This window comes from Amycolatopsis sp. NPDC028719 (assembly GCF_055565395.1).
This window is the reverse complement of sequence record NZ_JBVHUL010000007.1, coordinates 334,838-357,415: the sequence shown is the minus strand read 5'-3', so window position 1 is coordinate 357,415 and position 22,578 is coordinate 334,838. Positions and strand designations below refer to the sequence as shown.

At 71.7% G+C, this 22,578-nt stretch carries 23 protein-coding genes; 10 read left to right on the top strand and 13 right to left on the bottom strand.

Annotated elements, in window-relative coordinates:
* Positions 1-30: 30 nt before the first annotated feature.
* The 8 genes from ACZ4TR_RS32355 to ACZ4TR_RS32320 are packed head-to-tail and all read right to left on the bottom strand — an operon-like array spanning position 31 to position 8,756.
* Complete coding sequence (locus ACZ4TR_RS32355; RefSeq protein ID WP_465291327.1) at positions 31-801, bottom strand: SDR family oxidoreductase; 771 nt, start codon at positions 799-801, stop codon at positions 31-33.
* Positions 798-1,859: a zinc-dependent alcohol dehydrogenase gene (locus ACZ4TR_RS32350; protein WP_465291326.1), complete on the bottom strand. Its 1,062-nt coding sequence runs from the start codon at positions 1,857-1,859 to the stop codon at positions 798-800. Before ACZ4TR_RS32350 ends, ACZ4TR_RS32355 begins: the two co-directional genes overlap by 4 nt.
* Positions 1,856-2,695, bottom strand: coding sequence for an amidohydrolase family protein (locus ACZ4TR_RS32345; protein WP_465291324.1), 840 nt, complete (start codon positions 2,693-2,695; stop codon positions 1,856-1,858). Before ACZ4TR_RS32345 ends, ACZ4TR_RS32350 begins: the two co-directional genes overlap by 4 nt.
* On the bottom strand, positions 2,692-3,630 hold the full coding sequence (locus ACZ4TR_RS32340; RefSeq protein WP_465291322.1) for an aldo/keto reductase: 939 nt from the start codon (positions 3,628-3,630) through the stop codon (positions 2,692-2,694). The genes ACZ4TR_RS32345 and ACZ4TR_RS32340 overlap by 4 nt, the downstream gene beginning before the upstream one ends.
* On the bottom strand, positions 3,627-5,546 hold the full coding sequence (locus ACZ4TR_RS32335; RefSeq protein WP_465291321.1) for a DUF8034 domain-containing protein: 1,920 nt from the start codon (positions 5,544-5,546) through the stop codon (positions 3,627-3,629). Before ACZ4TR_RS32335 ends, ACZ4TR_RS32340 begins: the two co-directional genes overlap by 4 nt.
* A gap of 3 nt (positions 5,547-5,549) precedes the next feature.
* Entirely contained in the window at positions 5,550-6,485 is a 936-nt protein-coding gene (locus ACZ4TR_RS32330; RefSeq protein WP_465291319.1) for a carbohydrate ABC transporter permease, read from the bottom strand.
* Positions 6,475-7,392: a carbohydrate ABC transporter permease gene (locus tag ACZ4TR_RS32325; RefSeq protein ID WP_465291317.1), complete on the bottom strand. Its 918-nt coding sequence runs from the start codon at positions 7,390-7,392 to the stop codon at positions 6,475-6,477. Before ACZ4TR_RS32325 ends, ACZ4TR_RS32330 begins: the two co-directional genes overlap by 11 nt.
* Positions 7,389-8,756, bottom strand: coding sequence for an ABC transporter substrate-binding protein (locus ACZ4TR_RS32320; RefSeq protein WP_465291315.1), 1,368 nt, complete (start codon positions 8,754-8,756; stop codon positions 7,389-7,391). Before ACZ4TR_RS32320 ends, ACZ4TR_RS32325 begins: the two co-directional genes overlap by 4 nt.
* Before the next feature lie 230 nt (positions 8,757-8,986).
* Here ACZ4TR_RS32320 and ACZ4TR_RS32315 point away from each other — a divergent pair, with 230 nt between their 5' ends.
* Entirely contained in the window at positions 8,987-9,742 is a 756-nt protein-coding gene (locus ACZ4TR_RS32315; protein WP_465291314.1) for a FadR/GntR family transcriptional regulator, read from the top strand.
* Between the two features lie 56 nt (positions 9,743-9,798).
* Here the strand turns inward: ACZ4TR_RS32315 and ACZ4TR_RS32310 are convergent, their stop codons facing one another.
* The 3 genes from ACZ4TR_RS32310 to ACZ4TR_RS32300 form a co-directional block, all read right to left on the bottom strand.
* Complete coding sequence (locus tag ACZ4TR_RS32310) at positions 9,799-10,644, bottom strand: SAM-dependent methyltransferase (RefSeq protein WP_465291312.1); 846 nt, start codon at positions 10,642-10,644, stop codon at positions 9,799-9,801.
* Positions 10,645-10,762: 118 nt separating this feature from the next.
* Positions 10,763-11,074 (bottom strand): hypothetical protein, encoded by a 312-nt coding sequence (locus ACZ4TR_RS32305; RefSeq protein WP_465291310.1) that lies wholly within the window; start codon positions 11,072-11,074, stop codon positions 10,763-10,765.
* 9 nt (positions 11,075-11,083) lie between these two features.
* Entirely contained in the window at positions 11,084-11,671 is a 588-nt protein-coding gene (locus ACZ4TR_RS32300; protein ID WP_465291308.1) for a TetR/AcrR family transcriptional regulator, read from the bottom strand.
* Positions 11,672-11,755: 84 nt separating this feature from the next.
* On the opposite strand from ACZ4TR_RS32300, the gene ACZ4TR_RS32295 reads away from it, so the two are divergent.
* Together ACZ4TR_RS32295 and ACZ4TR_RS32290 are read left to right on the top strand one after the other, a co-directional pair.
* Positions 11,756-12,676 carry an alpha/beta fold hydrolase gene (locus ACZ4TR_RS32295; RefSeq protein ID WP_465291306.1) on the top strand — a complete coding sequence of 307 codons (921 nt, stop codon included), beginning with the start codon at positions 11,756-11,758 and terminating at the stop codon, positions 12,674-12,676.
* 111 nt (positions 12,677-12,787) lie between these two features.
* Complete coding sequence (locus ACZ4TR_RS32290) at positions 12,788-13,066, top strand: VOC family protein (protein WP_465291304.1); 279 nt, start codon at positions 12,788-12,790, stop codon at positions 13,064-13,066.
* Between the two features lie 132 nt (positions 13,067-13,198).
* On the opposite strand, the gene ACZ4TR_RS32285 is transcribed toward ACZ4TR_RS32290, so the two are convergent.
* Positions 13,199-14,053 (bottom strand): SDR family oxidoreductase, encoded by an 855-nt coding sequence (locus tag ACZ4TR_RS32285; RefSeq protein ID WP_465291302.1) that lies wholly within the window; start codon positions 14,051-14,053, stop codon positions 13,199-13,201.
* A gap of 101 nt (positions 14,054-14,154) precedes the next feature.
* Here ACZ4TR_RS32285 and ACZ4TR_RS32280 point away from each other — a divergent pair, with 101 nt between their 5' ends.
* Positions 14,155-14,985: an MmyB family transcriptional regulator gene (locus ACZ4TR_RS32280; protein WP_465291300.1), complete on the top strand. Its 831-nt coding sequence runs from the start codon at positions 14,155-14,157 to the stop codon at positions 14,983-14,985.
* A gap of 239 nt (positions 14,986-15,224) precedes the next feature.
* On the opposite strand, the gene ACZ4TR_RS32275 is transcribed toward ACZ4TR_RS32280, so the two are convergent.
* Complete coding sequence (locus ACZ4TR_RS32275) at positions 15,225-16,151, bottom strand: LysR family transcriptional regulator (protein ID WP_465291298.1); 927 nt, start codon at positions 16,149-16,151, stop codon at positions 15,225-15,227.
* 116 nt (positions 16,152-16,267) lie between these two features.
* Between ACZ4TR_RS32275 and ACZ4TR_RS32270 the strand changes: the two genes are divergently transcribed.
* The 6 genes from ACZ4TR_RS32270 to ACZ4TR_RS32245 are packed head-to-tail and all read left to right on the top strand — an operon-like array spanning position 16,268 to position 22,578.
* Positions 16,268-17,401, top strand: a complete 1,134-nt coding sequence (locus ACZ4TR_RS32270) for an LLM class flavin-dependent oxidoreductase (protein WP_465291296.1) — start codon at positions 16,268-16,270, stop codon at positions 17,399-17,401.
* Positions 17,398-18,264: a fumarylacetoacetate hydrolase family protein gene (locus ACZ4TR_RS32265; RefSeq protein ID WP_465291294.1), complete on the top strand. Its 867-nt coding sequence runs from the start codon at positions 17,398-17,400 to the stop codon at positions 18,262-18,264. Before ACZ4TR_RS32270 ends, ACZ4TR_RS32265 begins: the two co-directional genes overlap by 4 nt.
* A complete protein-coding gene (locus tag ACZ4TR_RS32260; RefSeq protein ID WP_465291292.1) occupies positions 18,261-19,193 on the top strand; it encodes an ornithine cyclodeaminase family protein in 933 nt (310 codons plus the stop codon). Before ACZ4TR_RS32265 ends, ACZ4TR_RS32260 begins: the two co-directional genes overlap by 4 nt.
* Positions 19,190-20,110 (top strand): 4-hydroxy-tetrahydrodipicolinate synthase, encoded by a 921-nt coding sequence (gene dapA, locus ACZ4TR_RS32255; RefSeq protein ID WP_465291290.1) that lies wholly within the window; start codon positions 19,190-19,192, stop codon positions 20,108-20,110. The genes ACZ4TR_RS32260 and dapA overlap by 4 nt, the downstream gene beginning before the upstream one ends.
* A gap of 27 nt (positions 20,111-20,137) precedes the next feature.
* A complete protein-coding gene (locus tag ACZ4TR_RS32250) occupies positions 20,138-21,460 on the top strand; it encodes an MFS transporter (RefSeq protein WP_465291288.1) in 1,323 nt (440 codons plus the stop codon).
* Positions 21,460-22,578: a cupin domain-containing protein gene (locus ACZ4TR_RS32245; protein ID WP_465291286.1), complete on the top strand. Its 1,119-nt coding sequence runs from the start codon at positions 21,460-21,462 to the stop codon at positions 22,576-22,578. The genes ACZ4TR_RS32250 and ACZ4TR_RS32245 overlap by 1 nt, the downstream gene beginning before the upstream one ends.

Below are 22,578 nucleotides of genomic sequence, written 5' to 3'. Positions count from 1 at the left end.
AGGATCCTGCGGTGGGGAAGCGGGAAGCGGTCAGCGGCCGAGCCAGCCGCCGTCGACGGGGACCAGTGCGCCGTGCACGTAGTCCGACGCCGCCGACGCCAGGAAGACGGCGACGCCGCCGAAGTCCTCGGGCCGCGCCCAGCGGCCGGCCGGGATGCGGTCGAGGATCGCGGCGAAGCGGCCGGGATCCGCTCGCAGCGCTCGGGTGTTGTCGGTTTCGACGTAGCCGGGGACGATCGCGTTGACGTTCACGCCGCGTCCCGCCCATTCGTTGGCCAGGGCGCGGGTGAGCCCGGCGATGCCCGATTTCGCCGCGGCGTACCCGGGAACGTTGATGCCGCCTTGGAAGCTCAGCAGCGAGGCGGTGAACACGATCTTGCCCCGGCCGCGCTCGAGCATGCGCCGGCCGACCTCGCGGGTGAGGGTGAACTGGCTGGTGAGGTCTACGGTGAGGACGCGGTCCCAGTCGGCGTCGGGGTGTTCGGCGGCCGGGGCCCGGGCGATGGTGCCCGCGTTGTTGACGAGGATGTCGACCGGTCGCCCGAGGTCGGCGAGGGCGTCCGCCAGCTCCGCGACGGCGGCGCGGTCGGCGAAGTCGGCGCTCAGCGCGGTGCAGGTGCGGCCGAGCGCGGTGACGCGCTTTTCGACCTCGCTGCCCGAAGGCTCCTGCTGGGCGCTGACGGCGACGATGTCCGCGCCGGCGGCGGCCAGCGCTTCGGCGATGCCGAGGCCGATCCCCCGGCGCGCGCCGGTGACCACCGCCAGCCGGCCGGTGAGGTCGAACGGGGAAGGCGGGGTCATCGAGACTCCCCGGAAGCGCCGCAGTCGATGAGGACCTTCATCACGCCCGCGCCGGATTCGAGGGCCGCGAAGGCCTCGCCGGCCCGGTCGAGGGGTTCGGTCCGCGAAATCAGGGCGTCGGCCGGGATCGCGCCTTCGCCGAGGAGCCCGACCGCGGCGGTGAAGTCGTCGCGGTCGTACAGGCGGGCGCCGACCAGCGTCAGTTCACGCCAGAAGAACCGGTGGAGGTCCACTGGCCGGGGCGCCGGGTGGATGGCGACCTGGACCAGCCGGCCTCGCGTGGCCAGAGCGCCGATCGCCGTCGCCACGCCCGCTTCGGCCCCGGACACCTCGAAGGCCACCGCCGCGCCGGCCCCGCCGGTCCACTGGTCGACGGTTTCGGCGAAGTGTTCGGCGCGCGGGTCGAGCGCGGTCAGGCCCAGTCCTTCCGCGACCGAACGGCGGAACGGGTCCGGTTCGGCCAGCAGCACGACCGCGCCGGTCCGGCGGGCGACGAGGGCGATGAGCAGTCCGATCGGGCCGCCACCGACCACCAGGGCCCGCTCGCCCGGCTGCAGGGCGGCCCGGCGGACGTCGTGCACGGCCACCGCGACGGGCTCGACCAGCGCGGCGTGGTCGAGCCGGAGGTCGTACGGCAGCCGCACCAAGGTTTCGGCGGGGACGGTCCAGCTGCTCTGCATCGCCCCCGGCGCGTCGATGCCGAGGAACACCAGGCGGTGGCAGATGTGGGTGTGGCCGGCCCGGCAGGCCGGGCACTCGCCGCACCACCGCAAGGGCATGACCGTCACGGGATCGCCGGGCCGCCAGCCTTCGACGCCGGCACCGGCCTCCGCGACCCGCCCGGACATTTCGTGGCCCAGCACGCCGGGCGGGTGGACGCGGCTGTCCATGTCTCCGTGGTAGATGTGCAGGTCGGTGCCGCAGATCCCGGTGTAGGCCACGTCGATCCGGACGTGGCCGGGCGGCGGGGGCACGGGATCCGCCGCCTCGACGACCAGGCTCCGGCGGCCGGAGTAGGCGACCCGCCGGGTGGGCGGGTTCTGCGGTGGGGCACTCATTCCGGGTCCTTTCGTCCTGCTTGCCCGAGGGCAGCGCGTGCGAGGTAGGTCTTCTCGGCGTTGTGGCGGAGAACGGCTTCGGCGGGGTGACCGTCGAGCGCGGTGTGGACGACGTCCAGCCACGCCTCGTGGTCGGTGGCCAGGGTCATCACGGGCCAGTCGCTGCCGTACAGGCACCGGCCGGGCCCGAACGCGTCGAGGGCTTCCTTCAGGGCGTCGACCACCTGCGAGCGGGCGGTACCCGGGGTGGTCTCGGTGGCCAGGCCGGACAGCTTGCACCGCACGTTGGCGTGCCGGGAGAGCCGCCGCAGGTCCTGGCGCCACCGGCCGTACCCGGGCCCGCCGGGCGACGGTTTGCCGAGGTGGTCCAAGACGATGGTGGTCCGCGGGCAGGCTTCGGCCAGTGCGGTCAGTTCGGCCAGCTGGTGCGCACGGACGCAGGCGTCGAACGGAAGCCCCGTCTCCCCCAGCAGCCGGACGCCCGCGCGGAAATCCACGCCTCCGAGGAAGCCCGGGGCTTCGTCCTGCACGTTGCGCCGCACGCCGACCACGAACGGGTCGCCGGCGAATCGGGTCGCCGTCGCAGGTTGTTCGAGGTCGGCGTGCGCGACGATTCCGCGGATCCACGGGTGCCGCTGCGCTTCGCGCCGGATCCACGCGATCTCGGCGGCAGCGTCCGCCGGGGTCCGCCCCGCCTCGACCACGATGACGTCGTGCCGGGCGGGAAAGTCGTCCGGGGTGAACGGCCGGTTCAGCCGGCCGACGTCGTCGAGCCACGGGTAGCGCAGCTGCCGCGGGTCCCAGAAGTGCACGTGGGAGTCGAGGACCGCGGTCACGCCGTGCCTCCCGGCTCCTGGTTTTCCGGGCGGCCGCTGGGCCACGAGCGGTCGCGGACCGGCTCGAGGCACTCCTCGACGGCGCGCAGCAGGTCGTCGTCGACCGGCTCGGTGATCCAGCGGACGTCCCGGCGCACCTCCTCCGGGTCGGCGGCACCGACCAGCGTCGAGGCGAAACCACCGGTCGTCACCGCGAACTGGAGGGCGACCCGCGCGAGTTCTTCGCCCCGGTCCCGGCACGACGCGGCGGCCTCCGCGCACCGCCGGAGGATGTCTTCCGGCGCGGGGTGCCAGGACGGCGCCCCGCGGTTGGTCAGGGCTCCCATCGACAGCGGGGACGCGGTGATCACGGCGGTGCCGTGGCGCGCGAACCGGTCCCGCCACGCGGCGAGCCGCCGGTTCTGGAGCGTGTACTGGCAGTAGGAGATGATCGTGTCGACGGGGGTGCGTTCGACGACGTAGGCGAGCGCGGGCAAGGGAAAGCCGGTCACGCCGACGGCGCCGACCAGGCCCGTCTCCTGCAAGGCACGCAAGGCCGGAATCGTTTCGTGCACGACCTGGTCGAGGTCGCCGAACTCGACGTCGTGGCACTGCACGAGGTCGAGGTGATCGGTGCCCAGCCGGTCGAGGCTTTCGTGCACGCTGCGGGTGACTCGGCCGGCGCTGAAGTCGAAGTCTGCTTCGCCGTACCGGCCGGCTTTGGTGCCGAGCACGTAGTCCGAGCGCTCGACACCGCGCAACGCCTTGCCCAGCACGGCTTCCGCGTTACCGTAGAACGGGGAGACGTCGAAGAAGGTGATGCCGAGTTCGAGTGCGGTGTGGACGGCGTCGATGCCGCGTCGTTCGCCGCCGCGCGGCAACCGGCCCAGCGGGGCGGCGCCGAAGCCGAGTTCGGAGACCTCCAGCCCGGTGCCGCCGAGTGGTCCTCGTTTCATGCGGCACGCTCGTCGAACGGGGTCGCGTAGGACGGCGTCCGGGCCCGCAGGGCGAGCCGCAGGGTCAGGCGGATCCGGGTGGACCGCGGCAGGTCCACGCGCAGCCACGGACCGTCGAGGTCGATCGACGCGGTCGTCACGACCGGTTCGCGGTGGCCGTAGTCGTAGAGGCCGCCGATCCAGGAGGGGTCGTCGCAGACGGTGAACGTCGCGCCGCGGATGTGGTGCTCGGCGAACGCCCCGGCCTGGACGATCACCGACCGCGGTGCCTCCGGGTCGAGGTTGACCAGCTCGACCACGGTCGCCTCGGGGTCGATGCCGGACACCAGCGCCGCCACCGACGGGGGCAGGCCGGGGCGCCGCGCGTCCGCGTCGTGGTACCGGACGCGGGCCTGCTGCAGCCCGCCGTTGTAGACCACCTGCGGACCACCCCAGGTGAGCTGGACCAGCGCCTCGGTGACCACGGGGTTGGACTGCTGCCACAGGTGGATGTCGGCCTCGGGGACGTCCCGGTAGCGGTAGCGCTCCATGCGGGTCAGCCGGTGCCGCACCTGGGCCTGGGCGGCGGCCAGGATGCGCTCCGGGTAGTCCGGGTTGTCCCCGGCCAGGTAGGCGAACCACGGCTCTTCGTGCCCGGCCTCCTCCTTGCTGCGGAACGGCCGCGCGGTTCGCCAGTCGTGGCCGCCGGCCGCGCGCAGCCGCTCGAGGCGTTCGCGGTCTTCGGGTGCGGCCGTGTGGTGCCACAGCGCGACCGGGACGCCCATCAGCATCGGGTTGTAGTCGAACCAGCCCCGGTCGTCGTGGCGGAACGGGACGTGCAGCGTCGGCGTGTCGACGTCTTCCCGCAGCTGCACCGACCACTTGGTGTCGAGGCTGGAGTCCGCCTCGGTGAAGGCCATCACCTTGCCGTGGCCGATGATTTCGTCCAGCGCCGGGCGCACCAAGTCGGTGAAGCTCTCGTCCCCGGTGGCGAGCGCGGCCGACAACGCGGCGACGACGGCGGCGTGCCCGACGCTGTACCAGCCGTGCGGCCAGGACCAGCCGTAGTGCCCGCCGTACCAGCGGCCATCCAGCAGGCCGCCCACAGTGCCGTCGGGCGCGACGTTGTCGGGGAGGATGCCGTTGTTGGCCGCGGCGCGGTCCCGCCAGGCGCCGACGTATTCGGCAAGCCAGTCGCGGTAACGCTGGTCGCCGGACAGCAGCAGCGCGTTGAAGACGAGCCCGGAGGCGGCCAGGTTGACCGCGGTGTCGCCGGTGCCCGTCCGGCGCCGCATCTGCTCGCCGAGCCGGGGGTCGCGCTCCCGCGGGGGTTCCTCGGCGTCCGCGGGCAGCAGCCACTCCAGCGGGAAGCCGTACGTCTCGGCTTCCCGGGGCAGCCACGGGTACGAGCCGCCGTCGAAGAGGCCGTCGCGCGCCGGGTCGCTGCCGTTGTGGGGACGGCGGATGATGCGGTGCGCGGGGTCGTAGTTGCCGTGGGCGGGGTCGACGTAGAGCTCCGCGAACCGCAGGGCGCGCTCGCGCCACCGCTCGGGCGCGGCCATGCACAGGAAGTACAGCAGCAGCAGGCTTTCGCCCTGGTGGAACCAGTCGTAGCCGCGTTCGTACTCGTCGTGCAGCATGCCGAGCTCGGTCAGCTGCCGGGTGACGCCCTCCCAGTGCCGCTCGGACTCGGCGAGCAGGTCGCCGGCGCCGCCGAGCAGGTAGAGCTGGGGCCAGTTGAAGAAGGTCTCGTAGAAGTCGTCGACGCCGTCGCGGGTGGTGAGCTCGCCCTCGTAGGCCAGCCGTCCGTCCGGGCCGGTGAAGTCGCGGGCGAACCGGCGCCACGCCCGGTCGAGCAGGGCGAACAGCTCGCGCTCGGCGATCGCCCAGCCCGGTGGTTCGAGCAGGGGTACCGAGGCCGTGATGACGGGATACATCCGTTACTCCTTGGTCGCGCCGGCCAGCATCCCGGCGACCAGGAAACGCTGGGAGAAGAGGAAGACCACGAGGACCGGCGTGATCGCCAGCAAGGTGGCCAGGGCCAGTTCCGGCCGCTCCACGGCCGTCGTGCCGACCGTCGGGTTGAACTGGGGAACCGAGTTCAGCAACGTGCCCAGGCCCACCTGGACCGGGAACTGGCCGCTTTCCGGCAGCAGGACGTAGGGCAGGAAGTAGTTGGTCCAGTTGGCCACGAAGCTGAAGAAGCCGACGAGCGCGACGATCGGCGTGGCCAGCGGCAGGGCGACGTGGCGGAACACGCCGAACGACGAGCAGCCGTCGAGCTTCGCCGCCGCGATGAGGTCCCGGGGCACCGCGGTGCTGAAGTAGATGTAGGTCAGGTACACGCCGAACGGGTAGAACGAGTACGGCAGGATGATCGACCACATCGAGCCGATCAGGTGCACCGCGTTGACCTCGAGGAACAACGGCACGACGAGGGTCGCGTTCGGCATCAGCATCACGACCAGCGTCGCGACCAGCAGCGTGCGCCGGCCGCGGAACTCGGTCATCGCGAGGGCGTAGCCGGCCGGGATCGCCACGCACAGCGTGATCGCGAGCGCCACGAACGAATACAGCGCGGAGTTGCCCAGCCAGAGGAAGATCGCGTTGTCCTGGAAGGACGTGAGCGCGGTCCAGTTGTCCGCCAGCGCGTGCCAGGAGCCGAAGGACAGCGGGTTGCCGTGCACGAGCTGGTCGTCGGTCTTCGTGGCCGCCAGCAGGAGCCACCCCACCGGGAGCACGAAGAACACCAGGAACAGCACGAGCACCAGGACCGCGAGCGGGTTCGGCAGCTTCCGGGTGCCGCGCAGCCGCGGCGGGGCCGGGCGGCGCAGCGACTCGTTCGCCGGCGCGGGAACGCGGATGTCAGTCGGCATCGAAGAACCCCGATCGGGCCACGAACACGCCGGCGACGACGAGCCCGACCACCAGCAGCTCGACCGAGATCGCCGCGGCCGTGTTCACGTTGTTGTTCTGGAAGGCGAAGTCGTAGGACAGCTGGTTGAGCGAGTAGTCCCGGCCGGCGACGCCGACGCTCGCCTGCGACAGCAGCTGCGGTTCGACGAACAGCTGGGTGCCGCCGGCGAACGCCAGGATGACCATGTAGACGATCCACTTGCGCAGCAACGGGATCTGGATGCGCCACGCCGTCTGCCACACGCTCGCGCCGTCGATCCGGGCCGCCTCCAGCAGATCGGGCGGGATGTTGTTCAGGGCGCCGTACATCACCACGATCCAGCCGCCCGCCCCGGTCCAGAACGCGATCAGCGTGAACAGGACCGGGAGGTGCTCCGGCGCGACGACCTCGCCGAAGGTGTCGAACCCGGCCGCGCGCAGCAGAGCGCTCACCGGGCTCACCGACGGGTCCAGCATGAACAGCCACACCAGCACGCTCGCGGCCCCGGCCAGCGCACCCGGGATGTAGTACAGGAAGCGCAGCGCCTTGCTGGTCCCGCTCGAGGTCAGGCGGTGCAGCAGCAGCGCGAGCCCGACGACGAACACGACCAGGGAAACCAGCCAGCACACCAGGTAGAGCGCCACGTGCCCGACGGCGGAGAAGAACCGGAAGTCGGTGGCGGCTTCGACGAAGTTGGAGAAGCCGGCGAAGTTGTCCCCCGCGTCGGTGAAGGCGAAGTACACCGCGTACACCGTGGGCACGACGCCGAAGGCGATCAGCAGGACGACGTAGGCGGCGACGAACAGGTGACCGGCCCGGCCCGGCCAGAACACCCGTCGCCGCGACGGGGTCCCGGCCGGCCGGGTGGCCGGGGTGGCGGTGGTCACTGGCTGACCTCGTACCCGTTGGACCGCGCGTAGTTCGTGATCGCGGTCTGCCATTCGGGCAGCATCGAGACGATCGTCTTGCCGGCGGTCAGCCCCGGTGTCACGGTCGACGCCCAGACCGCCTCCTGGCTGAACTGGCCGTAGCCCCACCCCGGCCACACCTGCGGGGCGGCGGCTTGCAGCGGGGCCGCGACGTCGTTGGCGTAGTACTTGCTCGAGGACTGCTTCGCCAGCCAGGTCTTCGCCGCCGCCGCGTAGGCGGGGTAGCCCGGCGAGACCTTGCCCTGGTACTCGTCCGAAGTGGTGACCCAGGTGAGGAAGTCGGTGGCGTCCTTGAGGTTGGCGCTGTGGGCGGACAGCAGCCAGGTGCCGCCGCCGACGTTGCCGACCGACGGGGACGGGTCGCCGGCCCACTGCGGCAGCGGGGCCGCGGCGATCTGCCCGGCCGGGGTCTTGAACGACTCCTGGAACACCGAGCCGCCGAACCACGACGGCCCGGGCATCATGAGGATCTTGTCCGCCGAGTTCTTGGCGAAGTCGGAGCTGAACACGCTGCTGGTGGACATCGTGCGGTTCTTGACGAGCGTGTCGAGCAGCGACGCCATCCGGGTGCAGTTCGCGCTCGTGGTGTTCACCTTGACCGCTTTCGGGCCGGTGACCTCGTTGGCTCCGCACTTGGAGGCCCAGAGGTAGATCTCCGGGGTGAAGTTGTCGCCGGCCGTGCCCACGAGGTAGCCGGGGTGCTCGGTGGCGACGCGCCGGCCCAGCGCCTGGTACTCCTCCCAGGTCTTGGGCACCTGGTAGCCCCACGACTGCATCAGCGGCGCGTTGTACCAGAGGACGGTCTGGGCGAGGTCGTTGCGCAGGCAGTACAGCGTGCCCTCGACCGTGCACGGGTCGTTGGCGCCGGCGGTCCAGCCGCTCAGGGTGGCCTCCGGGATCCGGCCCTTGTTCAGCGGCGCCGTGAACCCGGCCTGCACCGCCCAGGTGACCTCGTTGTTCTGCGAGCTGAACACCACGTCCGGCCAGCCGCTGCGCGTGCGGTTGAACAGGCTCACCTTGGTCTGCAGGTAGTTCGAGCCGTTGGCGTCCCCGTCGTAGGTGACGATGTCCATCTGCACGGACGGGTGCTGCTTTTGGTAGAGCTGGGCCGCGGGCAGCCGCGTCGCATCGACCCAGACGGTGATCTTCCCGCCCGTCTGCTGCACCGGCTGGAACCCGCCCTGGGCCCCGCCGCCACTCCCGCCGTTGCCGCAGGCCGTGACCACGGCGAGGACGGCCGCGACGCCGGCGACCAGGCCCGCGTACCGCCTGCGGCGCCCGGACGAGCCTCTGGCTCCGGAGGCGCGCACCTGAACTGTCATGAGGTACTCCACTTCATCGTGGGACCCGCAGGTCACACCTGACGAGGTAGCGAACACGTCATATGTGTCGTACACATTTCTGCGGGCGGTCTTTATAGCGCCCCATCACAGCTGGTGGAGGCCGCTGCGTCAAGACCTCAAGGGCGAGAAAATAAGTCATACACATTGTTGCGGCGGTCGGGCAGATGTAGGGTTCATGACACTGAGCCGCCGATGAAGGAGACGACTGGGTGGACGAGTTGCGCGCAGCAGGCGAGCCCGGGCCGCCCGCGGAGGCCGCTTACCGGCCCGGGTACGAACGCGTCGCCGAGCAGATCCTCCGGCTCATCGCCGAGTCGCAGCTGCAGGCCGGTGACCGGATGCCGACGGAGAACGAACTCGCCACCCGGCTGGGTGCCTCCCGGACCGTGGTGCGCGAGGCGATCAAGATCCTCTCCGCCGTCGGGCGGGTGCGCGCGCAGAAGGGGCGCGGCCTCTACGTGGCCGACGACGAGGGGATGCTCGGGTCGGCCCGCTGGTCGGGCCTCTTCCTGCCGACCGACCTGGACCACGTGTACATGCTGTTCGAGTTCCGCCGGGTCCAGGAGATGACCGCCAGCAGGCTGGCCGCCACCCGGGCCACCCCGGTCGAGCTCCGGTCGATCGAAGCGGCCGCGGAGACCTGCCGCCAGGGACACGTGACCGGCGAAGCGGCGCTGTTCGACCGCGGAGACGAAGACTTCCACCTCGGGATCGCCGCCGCGTCCCACAACCAGTTCCTCCTGGCGGCCGTGCGCGAAGTCCGGCGGCTGCAGCACCAGTCCAGCACCATCGGCCTCCACGGCACGGTGGGCGGGCACGCCGCGGAGGCGGTCGAAGAGCACGCGGCGATCTACGAAGCGATCCGGGACGGCGACCCGGAGGCGGCCGCCCAAGCCGCCGCGGTGCACCTCGACAACACGCTGGAGGACTACCGCCGCGAGATCCAGCGGCGCGTCTTCGGCTGAGGCCCCGCTCCCCCGCGCCGCTGATCACCGCCACTCTCGGCGCGTGGGGTTTCCGGTCAGGGCTTCCGGGCCACTGCCCCGGCGATGAGCCGCTGCGCCGGGTTGAGCGGCGTGAGGCTCGGCCCGTCCGGCCACCAGTTCGCCAGCAGCACCACGCCCGGTTCCACCAGTTCCAAACCAGTGAGCAGTTCCCGGATCTCGCTCTCGGTCCGGGCGGTCGCCCCGCCCAGGGAGCCCTTCGCGATGGCCTCCTGGAAGGCCGCCATCGTGTCGTGGTCGCCGCCCTCACCCGGGTCGAACAGGTGCGACAGCGCGACGTAGGAGCCGGACGGCAGCGCCTCGACGTACTCGCGCATGATCTCGGCCGGGCGGTGCCGGTCGCCCTTGTGGTGGTGCAGCGTCGCGACGAACATCAGCGCGATCGGCCGCGACCAGTCCAGGTGCTGCCGCACCGTGTCGTGCTCGAGGATCGACTTCGGCTCGAAGATGTCGCCCGCGATGAACCGCGTCCGGTCGTTCTCTTCCAGCAGCGCCCGGCCGTGCGCGACCACGACCGGGTCGTTGTCGACGTAGACGACCTTCGACAGCTTCTCCACGCGCTGGACGACCTGGTGGACGTTCTCCGTGGTCGGCAGACCCGACCCGCAGTCGAGGTACTGCTCGACGCCGGCGCGCTCGGCGAGGAACCGGCACACCCGGATCAGGTACCGGCGGTTCTCGAAGGCCAGGTCCGCGACCTCGGGCATCACCTGCCGCAGCCGCTCCAGCTCGTCCCGGTCGACCTGGTAGTGGTCTTTGCCGCCCAGCACGTAGTCGTACATCCGCGCGACGCTGGCCCGGCTCGGATCCACCCCGACCGGCGCGTTCGCCCCGGCCGTCCTGACCTCGGCTGACACAACCATCTCCCTGGTCCGGCATCGACGATCACACTCAGGGTAATCGAACCGCCCGACTCCGTGAAGGCAACCCGGGATGTCCCCTGACCGACTCCCACCACACGTGGCGAGCCGGCCCGGCAGTTCAGCCTTCGAACGGCCTGCCTTCGCCGTCGAGATCGGCGACCAGCCGCACCACGGTGATCCGCAGGTGGAACTTGCCGGTCATGCCCTCCAGCAGAACGAACAAAGTGTCTTCGCCTTGCCGGAACACCGACCGGCGCCGCAGCCGCCGCGGGTGGGTCGGCCGGTAGGTCATGGCGAGCTCGGCCGCGACAGCCCGGGCGTGGTCCCGGCTGTCCGCAGGCTGGATCGGCCCCACCGCCCAGGCCTCCGCGCTCTGGCCGGACTGGCTCTGCTCCACCATCGCGGCCCAGCGGCCCTGGTTCTCGTCCACATCGGAAGGCTACGGACCGGCGAAGTGACTCCCGGGGATGCGGGCGGCGGCCGCGGCGACGGTTGCCAGGTCGTCGCTCGAGAAGCCGGCGCGGCTCAGCACCGCCAGGGATTTGTTCGTCGCCAGCGTGCACAACGCCACCTCGGCCGCCTCCTGCTCATCGGCTCCCGCCGCCAGCAGCGCCTGCTCCAGCATCGCCCGCAACCCGCCGATCATCTCGCGGACCATCGCCTGGCCCTCCGCGTCGAGGGCCGGGATCTGCGTTGCCGACACCGTGAGCAGGCAGCCGTCCGGGACCGTCGGGTCGGCAATGCGGTCGAGGGTGACCCGCAGGTAGGCGGCGACCACGGCGCTCGGGCTCGGGTGCGGGCCGGACAGCGCTTGCTCGTACAGCGGGTGGTAGGTCTGCGCGTACCGCCGGAGGCTTTTCCGGAAGAGAGTGCTCTTGTCGCCGAAGGTGCCGTACAGCGAGCTCCGGCCCAGGCCCGTGCCCTCGGTCAGGCGGTCGATCGAGGCCTCCGAATAGCCCCAGCGCCAGAAGACGTGCATCGCTCCTCGCAACGCCTCGTCCACGTCGAACTGCTTGCGGCCCGCCATGGTTCAGCAGCCTACACATCTTGCACCGATCGTTCCATCATGCGTAAAGTCCCCGGCATGACAAGTTGCACCGATCGTTCCAAGATGAGGCCGACGAGCTTGAGTTCGCTGCGGCTGCCCGACGGGTTCACCGACGTCTTCACCAGCCGGCTCGTGGACTTGGACGGGCTGCGGCTGCACGCGGTCACCGGCGGGGACGGCCCGCCGCTGCTGCTGGTCGGCGGCTGGCCCCAGACCTGGTACGCCTGGCGGGAAGTGATGCCCGCGCTCGCCCGCGAGCACACCGTCGTCGCCGTCGACTCGCGCGGCGCCGGGCTCTCCGACAAGCCCGACGACGGTTACGACGCCGGCACCCTGGCCGCCGATCTGGTCGCGCTGATGGCCGCGCTCGGGCACGACCGGTTCGACGTGGCCGGCCACGACATCGGCATGTGGACCGGATACGCCCTCGCGGCCGATCACCCCGGGCGGGTCGGCCGGCTCGCCGTCGTCGACGCCATCATCCCCGGTCTCACGCCGACCCCGTCGGTCTTCGGCCCGGCCGCGGTCAACCAGCGGCTCTGGCACTTCGGCTTCAACCGGCTCACCGACCTCAACGAGGAACTGGTCCGGGGGCGGGAGCGGCTGTTCTTCGGCTACCAGTTCGCCAAGAAGGCCGCCACGCCGGACGCGATTCCCGCGTACGCCGTCGACGTCTACGTCGATGCGATCGTCGCGGATCCTCGCGGGCTGCGGGCGAGCTTCGGGTACTACCGGGCGCTGGACGAGACGATCGCGCAGAACGAGCAGCGCCGGAAGACCCCGCTGACGCTGCCGGTGCTGGCCATCGGCGGCGCGCAGTACGGCGGCGCACTGGTGGCCGAAACGATGCGGCTCGCGGCCGACGACGTCACCGAGGTGATCCTCGAGAACTGCGGCCATTACGCGGCCGAGGAGCAGCCGGCGCGGTTTGCCGAGATCCTGCGGGACTTCCTCGATGGCACACCGGTAGTACCGCACGACTGACCCCATCGCGGCGTTGCTCTGAGCCAGGGAAAACCGCTACCGCAGCGGTGGATGCGGCGCGTACGGTGTGGCCGCGACCGGCGATCGCGTGCGGCGGCTTGGCTGACCGGGATGCGCGAGCTCTTCGGCACGGACGAGTTCGTCGCCCTGACGGACGGCTCCGGCTGCGACCTGGGATTCCAGCGGGTCGACGGCTACCGGGCTCCGCAGTGGCCAGGTCAGGACGTGCCCCAGCAGTTCCACCTGGATCTCCGCGCCGACGACCTCGACGCGACGGAAGAGCTGGCGCTGGAACTCGGGGCGGCCAAACCGGACCACCAGCCCGGCGGCGGACGCCGGCGAGTCCTGCTGGATCCGGCCGGCCACCCCTTCTGCCTGACGTCTTCCTGACCTCACCGGCGTCGAGGCGATCGATGCCGCACTCGACTTGCCGCCGGCGACGAGCAGCGCCAGCGGCAAGCCCACCTCGGCGGTTGCGTGCGTGAACCGCTCGACTCCGGGCTTTCGGGGCCGGCGCCGGACTCAGAGTCCCATCGTGTGGCGCACCATCCGGTCGAGCAGACGATCGGAGACGAGGTGCGTCAGCCGGGTCATCACGGCGGCGTCGCGACCGACGGTGTAGCGGGTCCGCGGCTTCCGCGCGTGGATCGCCTTCGCGACGACGTCGGCGACGACGCTCGCGTCCAGACCGCCGGTGCCCCAGGATTCCGTGGTGGCGCGGAAGGCTTTCGTGAGCCCGGCGTAGCGGGTGCGCTGCTCCGGGGTCATGCCGGCGATCAGCCGGTCCGCCGTCGCGTTCCCGCGTTCGGTCAGCCGGGTGCGGACCGCACCGGGGATGATCACGGCGACGCCGACACCGAACGGCTCCACCTCGCGACGCAGGGAGTCGCTGATGGCTTCCATGGCGAACTTCGCGCCGGAGTAGGCGCCGAAGCCCGGCATGGCGACCTTCCCGCCGGTGGAGCCGATGTTGACGATGCGGCCCTTGCTCCGCAGCAGAGCGGGCATGAGCGCCTGGATGACCGCCACCTGACCGAACACGGAGACGTCGAATTGCCGACGCCAGTCGGACAGCGGCAGCGCCTCGATCGGGGCGTTCACCGCGATCCCGGCGTTGTTGACCACGGCGCGCAGCGGGCGGCGGTCCGCGCCGACCCGGTCGGCGAGCGCGGCCACCTGGCCCTCGTCGGTGATGTCGAGCAGCACCGGTTCGACGCCCTCGGCCTTCACCTCCGCGGCGGGGGCCTCGGTGCGGACGCCGGCGAGGACGTGGAAGCCGTCGGCGGCCAGGCGCCGCGCGGTCGCCCGGCCGATGCCGGTACTCGCGCCGGTGACGACCACGAGTTCGGCGGGGGTGCTGGAGTTCGTCGCGTTCATGAGATCACCGTGCGCCGCGACGCACGCGGGAAACAGCCACGGCATGTCCTGGTACAGCCAGTACCACCACGAAGGGGGCGCCTGGGGAGCACAATCACCGCATGGATGATCTCGGCCGGGCCCTGCGGACGTGGCGCGATCGCCTCGATCCGGCGAGTGCGGGCCTCCCGCACAAGGCACCCCGCCGGGCTCCGGGACTCCGCCGCGAAGAACTGGCTGTCCTCGCCGGCATCTCGATCGAGTACGTCGTCCGGCTCGAGCAAGGACGCGCGGCGAAGCCGTCCGCACAGGTCTGCACCGCGCTGAGCCGGGCCCTGCAGCTGTCGGACGCCGAGTACGCGCACCTCATGCGGCTGGCCGGGCACGCGGCCGACCCGCACCGCGTCCCCCGGCTGATTCCCGGCAGCGTCCGCCGCCTGCTGGACCGGCTCGAGAGCCACCCGCTCGCCGTGTACGACGCCACTTGGCAGCTGCTGCACTGGAACCCCTTGTTCGCCGCGAGCTTCGGCGACCCCACGACGGTGACCGAGGACCACCGCAACCTGCTGCTCATGCAGTTCGAGGGCATGCCGAACCCAGCGCGGTTCAGCCCCGGGGAGCGGGCCGCGTTCGAGGAGTCCCTCGTGGCCGACCTGCGCGCCACGACCAGCCGCTACCCCGGCGACCCGGACGTCAAGACGCTGATCACCCGGCTGCGGCGGGCACCCCGCTTCCGGGAACTGTGGGCGGCCGCGTCGGTCGCCGAGCACCAGAGCGGGCACAAGGTGATCGAGCACCCGGAACTCGGTCCGGTCGACCTGGACTCCGACGTGCTCACCACCCAGGGCTCGAACCTCCGGGTCGTGGTCTACACACCCCGGCCGGGCACCGACGCGCGGGACAAGCTCGCCTTCCTGGCGGCGATGGGCACGCAGAACCTGACCTCCGGTTAGCCGTCTGGGCCTGGAGCCGAGCCCGGCAGGCGGGGTCCAGAGCCGTCCCAGCCGCTTCGTCGATGGCGGCTTCCCAGTGCTCGGCGAGCTTTTGGGGCCCGCGTTCCGCATCTCAGCCGCCCGGCTTCTCAGGGCCGTGCACGGCCGCGTGCAAGGGTTACCGGGCGGGCGAGGATCTCCGGCACCATGTCCGGCTCGCACCGGCTGGGTGCCAGGGAAGAGCCCGAAGCTCCGGGTGGTCAGGACTCGCGTGCGGGCCGCTTGCGCTCGGCAGTGCGGCGCAATGCGGCGAGGGCGGCCTGCTGCAGGGGTGAGAAGTACTTGGCGCTGCGGTGGTAGAGACCGATTCCTTCGACCAGTGTGGCGTCCCGGATCGCCACGGTGCGCAGGCGCCCCGCCGCCACGTCGTCCTCCACGCAGTACCGGGGCGCCAAGCCGACCCAGTTGTTGACCGCGACGGCACGCTTGATCGCTTCGGCGTGGCCGAGGCGGATGACCGCGGGGAGCTCGGGCATCCCGTGCCGCCGGAGCTGGTCGACCACCATCCGGTGGAACGCGACGTCCTTCGGAACCCCCACCAGTGGCAGCGTCCCGACTTCGGCCAGGTCCACCGCGTCCGCGTCCGGCGGTCCCCGCGGGGCGGCGACGAGCACGAGCGGTTCTTCCCAGAGCTTCTCCGCCTGCAGGGTGTCCGGGAGCGGGTCGTCGAGCCAGGTGGTCACCGCGAAGTCGACCCCGCCGATTTCGGCGTCGCGCAACGCCGCCTTCGGCTCGCTGATGTGCACGGTGATGTCGGCGCGCGGGCGGTCGACGCGCAGGTCCGTCACCAGCGGCGGGAGGAGGTAGGTGCCGATGGCCATGCTCGAGGCCACGGTCAGGGAGCCCGCCGTCCCCGCCGCGAGCTCGTCGACGTCCCGCTGCACCTGGACGCTGCCCGCCAGCACTTCCTTGGCCCACAGGTAGAACCGTTGGCCGGCTTCGGTGAGGGTGAGGGTACTGCCCGCTCGCACGAACAAGGTGGCACCCAAGGACTTCTCCAGTGAGCGCAGCTGGGCGGACACCCCGGGCTGGGCGACCATCAGCCGTTCGGCCGCCCGCGTGACGCCGCCCTCGTCGACCACGAGGCAGAACACCTCGAGACGGCGCAGCGGCACGCGGGAATCCACGAGCCGGACGCTAGCACGCCATAAGAGTTCTCGTATAGCTCCATCCCATTATCGGTAGTGGTGTTATCGGAACCGCCTCCTTAGCGTGAGTGCCACCACAGACGAGGAGGTCTGCGATGAACCCGCTGCTCGGCGACAACACCCTCAAGCTCGGCTTGTTCTGCACCAACGGCTCCGGCGCCGCGCTCACCCGCGTGCCGGAAGCGCCCACGACGTCCTGGGACTTCTCGCTGCGCACCGCGCAGGCCGCGGACCGCGCCGGGTTCGAGGCGGTCGTGCCGTTCGCACGCTGGAAGGGCTACGCCCCGAACCGGCCGCTGCACCGGGCGGGCACGGTGATGGACCCGTTCACCTGGGCGGCCGGGATCGCGGCGGCGACCGAGCGCATCGGGGTCTTCGCCACCTCGCACGCCCCCACGATGCACCCGATCGTCGCCGCCAAGCAGGCCGCGACGGTCGACCTCATCTCGGGTGGGCGGTTCGCGCTCAACGTCGTGGGCGGCTGGAACCGGCCCGAGCTGGAGATGTTCGGCGCACCGCTGCGCGAGCACGACGAGCGCTACGACCACCTCGCCGAGTGGCTCGAGGTGCTCCAGCGGTTGTGGCACGAGACCGAGGAGTTCGACTTCCACGGGAAGTTCTTCGACGTCGTCGGCGGGGTGTCGATGCCGAAGCCGCGGCAGAGCCGCATCCCGATCATGAACGCCGGTGGGTCCCCGCGGGGGATGAAGTTCGCCGCCGAGCACGCCGACCTGTGCTTCGTGATCGTGCAGAGCGAGGACGAGGCCAAGATCCGGCAGCAGGTCGAAGGCTACAAGGCGATGGCCCGCGCGGAGTTCGGCCGCGACGTGAAGGTTTGGACGCACACCGTCGTCGTCCAGCGCGACACCCAGGCCGAGGCGGACGCCTACCTGCGCCGGTTCTCGGTGGAGTACGAGGACACCGAGAGCGTCGACGCGTGGATGCGGCTGCAGGGCATCGAAGCGCAGACGATGCCGCCCGTGGTCGCCGCGACGATGCGGCAGCGGTTCGCCGCGGGCGCCGGCGGCTTCCCGCTCGTCGGCACCGCCGAGACGATCGCCGGGCGGCTGGAGCTGCTCAGCGCGGCGGGCATCGACGGGGCCCTGCTCACGTGGGTCGACTACGACGCCGGCCTGGCCGACTTCACGCGCGATGTGCTGCCGTTGCTGGAAGAGCGGGGGCTGCGAGCCCCCGTGACCCGTGGTGTCCCGGCGGCGGTGACGGTGTGAGGCTCGCCCGGTTCCGCACCGCCGAGGGCGCTCCCGCTTTCGGCGTCGTCGACCACGACGGGATCGCCCGGCTCGACCACCGGGTCCCGTCGTTCGAAGACCTGCTTCGCGACCCCGTTCCGGCTCGGGCGGACGATCCCCGCGTCGATCCGGCCTCGGTGTCCTGGGAGCCGCCGGTCGGCGCCCACCCGAAGATCCTCTGCGTCGGGTTCAACTACGCGGCGCACGCGAGCGAGTCCGGCCGCGGCGGCGACGAGACCGCCCCGGCGCATCCCACCCTGTTCACCCGGTTCGCCGACTCCCTGGTCGGCGCGGGGACTCCCGTCGTGCGCCCCGCCGACGCGGACTCGCTGGACTGGGAGGGGGAAGCGGCGTTGGTCATCGGCAAGGCGGGGCGCCGCATCCCGGCCGAGGACGCCTGGCGGCACGTCGCCGGCGTCACCTGTCTCGCCGAGAACAGCGTCCGGACCTGGCAGCTGCACTCCAGCCAGGCCACCGCGGGCAAGAACTGGGCCGGCAGCGGCGCGGCCGGCCCGTGGCTGACCACGACCGACGAGCTCGGCACCGAGCCGCTGCGGGTCACCACCCGCCTCAACGGCGCCGTGGTCCAGCACGACTCGACGGACCGGCTGACCTTCGGCTTCGCCGACATCGTGGCCTACGTCAGCACGTTCACCCCGCTGCGCCCCGGCGACCTGATCGCGACCGGGACGCCGCGGGGCATCGGGTTCCGCATGGACCCGCCGCGGTTCCTGGCCCCCGGCGACGAACTGGAAGTGGAGGTGTCGGGGGTGGGTGTGCTGCGCAACGGCGTGGTCGACGAGCCGGTCGCCGCCTCCCGGCGAGCGGGGGTCGCCCGGTGAAACTCTGGGACGAAGCCGAAGTCAGCGCCGCACTGCGGCTGCCGCAGGTGATCGACTCGCTCGAACAGGTGCTCACCCACGAAGCCGCGGGTACCGCGTGGAACCTGGACAAGACCATGGCCACCTGGCCGGCCGGCGACGCCCGCGGCAGCGCGCACGCGCTGGGTGCGGTCGATCGCGACGACGAGCTCGCCGTCTTCAAGACCTGGGTGAACACCCCGCTGGGTGCGACCGCGCTGATGACGATCTTCTCCACAGTGGACGGATCGGCGCGGGGCCTGGCCGAGGCCGGGGTGGCCGGCGCGCTGCGGACCGCGGCGGCGTCCGGGCTCGCCACCCGCTGGCTCGCCGACCCCGGCGCCACCGAACTGGCCGTGCTGGGCGCCGGGCGGCAGGCGCTGCGCCAGGTGGAAGCGGTCGCCGCCGTGCGCCCGGTGCGGCGGGTGCGGGTGTGGAACCGCACCGCGGCGAAAGCCGAAGCGCTCGCCGCGCAGGTCCGCGACCGGCTGGGCCTCGACGTCGCAGTGGCGTCTTCGGTGCCCGAAGCCACCGAGGACGCGCCGATCGTCACCCTGATCACGCGCGCCGCCGAGCCGTTCCTGCGGCCCGAACACCTCGCCCGTGGCGCCCACCTCAACGCGGTGGGCGCGATCCTGCCGACCCACGCCGAGTTCCACCACGAACTGCTGGACAGCGCCGGGCTGGTCGTCGTCGACAGCGAACCGAACGCGCGCCGCGGTTCGCGGGAGCTGCGGGAGCACTTCGGCTCGGCTCCCGCAGCCGAGTGGCACGCGGTCCACCCGCTCGCCGACGTGGTGACGGGCAAGGTGACGCGCCCGGACCGCACTCGCCCCACCGTGTTCAAGGGCATGGGCATGGGACTGTCCGATCTCGCCGTCGCCCGGCTGCTCATCGGAGGTACGTCATGAAGTTCCGAAGCGACCCCACCCGGATCCGCGGTTCCCTCGCCCCGGTCGTCACGCCGTTCACCGACGACGGCGCGCTCGACCTGACCTCGTTGCGGAAGCTGGTGCGCTGGCAGCTGGACTCGGGCTCGCACGGCATCTCCGTCGGCGGCTCGACGGGCGAGCCGTCCGCCCAAAGCGTCGCCGAGCGGATCGCCGCCATCCGCACGATCGCGGCCGAAGTCGACGACGCCGTCCCGTTCGTCCCCGGCACGGGCTCGGCGAAGCTGGAGGAAACGCTGGAGATCACCGGGTCCGCGCGCGACGCCGGTGCGGACGCCGTGCTGGTCATCACCCCGTACTACGCGCGGCCGACCCAGGACGGCCTCCACCGCTGGTATTCGACGATCGCGCGGGAGTTCCCCGACCTGCCCATCGTGATCTACAACGTGCCGTCCCGCACGGCCGTCGACATCGCGCCCGACACCGTCGCCCGGCTGTTCCGCGAGCACGAGAACGTGGTCGGGATCAAGGAAACCACCAAGGACTTCGAGCACTTCTCCCGCGTGCTGAAGCTGTGCGGCCCCGAACTGCTCGTGTGGTCCGGCATCGAACTGCTCGGGTTGCCGCTGCTGGCCCTCGGCGGGGCCGGCTTCATCAGCGCCGTCAGCAACCTCGCGCCCACCGCCGTCGCCCGCATGTACGAAGCCTGGGAGGCGGGCGACCACGCCACCGCCCGCGAACTGCACTACGGCCTGCACCCCTTGGTGGACCTGCTGTTCGTCGAAACGAACCCGGCGCCGGCGAAGTGGGTGCTGCGCGAGCGGGGCCTGCTCCGCTCCGCCCGCGTCCGCCCGCCGCTCACGGACCTTTCCGACGACGGCATCCGCGCAGTACGGGCCCTGCTCGGCCAGGGCGCGGCCCTGCTCACCGAAACCTGAGACCACAGCGAGCAAGGAGAGACAACGATGTCCGGCTCCCCCGCACCTGCGAGACGATCGCGCCGGGTCGCGCTCGCGGGCCTCGTCGGCACCACCATCGAGTGGTACGACTTCTTCATCTACGGCACGGCCGCCGCCCTGGTGTTCGGCCGGGCGTTCTTCCCGAGCGCCTCCCCCGCCGCGGGCACCCTCGCCGCGTTGTCGACCTTCGCCGTCGGCATGGTCGCCCGGCCCGTCGGGGGCGCCCTGATGGGGCACTTCGGCGACCGGATCGGGCGGCGCAGCATGCTCGTGCTGTCGCTGCTGATCATGGGCATCGGCACCGTCCTCATCGGACTGCTGCCGACCTACTCGGCGATCGGGGTGGCGGCACCCGTCCTGCTCGTCGTGCTCCGGTTCGGCCAGGGCCTCGGCGTCGGCGGCGAGTGGGGTGGCGCCACCCTCCTCGCGCTCGAGCACGCCACGCCGTCCCGGCGCACCCTCCACAGCTCCCTGCCCCAGATCGGGCTGCCCCTCGGAATCGTCCTCGGCAGCCTGGTGTTCCTCCTGGTCCGCCTCGGGATCGACGGCCCGGCGTTCGCCGTGTGGGGGTGGCGGATCCCGTTCCTGGTCAGTGCCGTGCTCGTCGCGTTCGGCCTGGTCCTGCGGCTCAAGCTGGCGGAAAGCCCGGAGTTCAACCGGCTCCGGGACCGCCGGGAGGTGCGCCGGGCACCGATCGCCGACGTGTTCCGCGCGCCGCGCACCTGGGTCCCCGCGGCCGGGGTGAACATCGTCGCCTCCGCGCTGGGCAACGTGCTGCTCGTCTTCACCTTGGGTTACGTGGCCGCCGAAAAGCTGGTCTCCGCGTCGGTCATGTTCGTCGTGACGATCGTGAGCGCGCTGGTCTGGGCCGCCGCGATCCCGCTGGGGGCGCTGCTCGCCCAGCGCCTCGGCCGGCGCCGGGTGGTCGCGTCCGCCGCCGTGCTCCTCACGCTATGGGCGTTCCCGTACTTCTGGCTGCTCGAAACCGGCTCCACCGCGGGCACGCTGACCGCCTGCGCCGTCGCCGGGATCGGGATCGGGCTGGCGTCGGGTCCCTACGGCGCCTTCATCTCCGAGGCCTTCCCCGCCGCGATCCGCTACAGCGGAGCGTCGGTGGCCTATGGCATCGGCAGCGTCCTCGGCGGGGCGATCGCGCCGATCGTCGCCACGCTCCTCTACACCGCCACCGGTGCCGCGACCGCCGTTTCCCTCTACCTCGCCGTCTCCGGGCTGGTAAGCCTCGCCGCCGCCCTGACCCTCCGCGGCTCGCCCGCCGCGACCGCGGAGGTGCTTCCCGCCACCGAACCACTCCTGGAAGGCCAAGCCTGATGAGCACCACCGAAACCGTGAGCGCCACCCGCATGGTCGACGTCAGCGGGCACGCCGCCGCGACGCCGCAGCCGTGGACCCCGCTGAAGATCGCCCGGGCCGAAATCGAGGCCGAGATCGAGCGCCTCGCCCGCGCGCCTCGCCCGGCCAACGGCCGCCGGGCCGCCCGCATCGTGCACCCGTCGGCCACCGCGCCCGGGCTCGGCCTCGCGCCCGGCATCTCCGTCACGATCGAGGTGCTCAACCCCGGTGAAACGACGGCACCGCTGCGCGAGAACGCCCACCGCGTGGAAATCGGCATCGCCGGCCGCGGCCGCATCGAAGTGGACGGCGGTGTCATTCCCTTCGCGCACCTCGATGCCGCGAACCTCCCGTCCATGAAGCCGTTCCGCTTCCACAACGACTCCGGCGAAGTGTGGGCCCGGCTGAGCTATTCGAACGCCGCGCTGCTGGAGAAACTGGGCGTGCACTACGCCGAAGACCTGCCGGAGGACTGGCGGCCCGCCGGCGACGGCGACGCCGAGCCCGGCAGCACCGCCTACACGCGCGGCACCGCGCCGGACATCGCCATCGGGGACCGGGGCGCCCGCCTTCGCGGCTACGAGTTCCTGGTCGACGTCGAGGTCGTCGAATCCCGGGCGCTGCACTGGCCGTGGGCCGAGGTCGCGCCGCACCTGTCGCAGCGCGCCGGCGACGGCGGGCGGACGATCATGGCGCTGTACAACCCGGCCACCCAGCGCAAGCAGGGCGCGACGCACAACTTCTTCGTCACGGCCTCGTTCATGCCGCCGGGGCTGCCGGCCCGGCCGCGCGGACGCGGGCACCGGCACTCCTCCGTCGCGATCAACTACCACTTCGCCGGGTCCGGGGTCAGCACCGTGGACGGCCAGGACATCAGCTGGGAAGCGGGCGACCTCCTGCTGTCGGCGCCGGGCTGGCTGGAACACGCGCACTACCAGGGGCCGGACGGCCTCGGCGTCTACACCGTCCAGGACCACCCGCTGCAGATCGGGATGGAAGCCCTGGTGTGGCAGGAAGACCTGAACGGTCCCGTGCTCGCCCTGGGTTCCGAAGCGGGGCAGACCGGGTACGTCGGCCCCCGCGAAACCGGGCGGTGA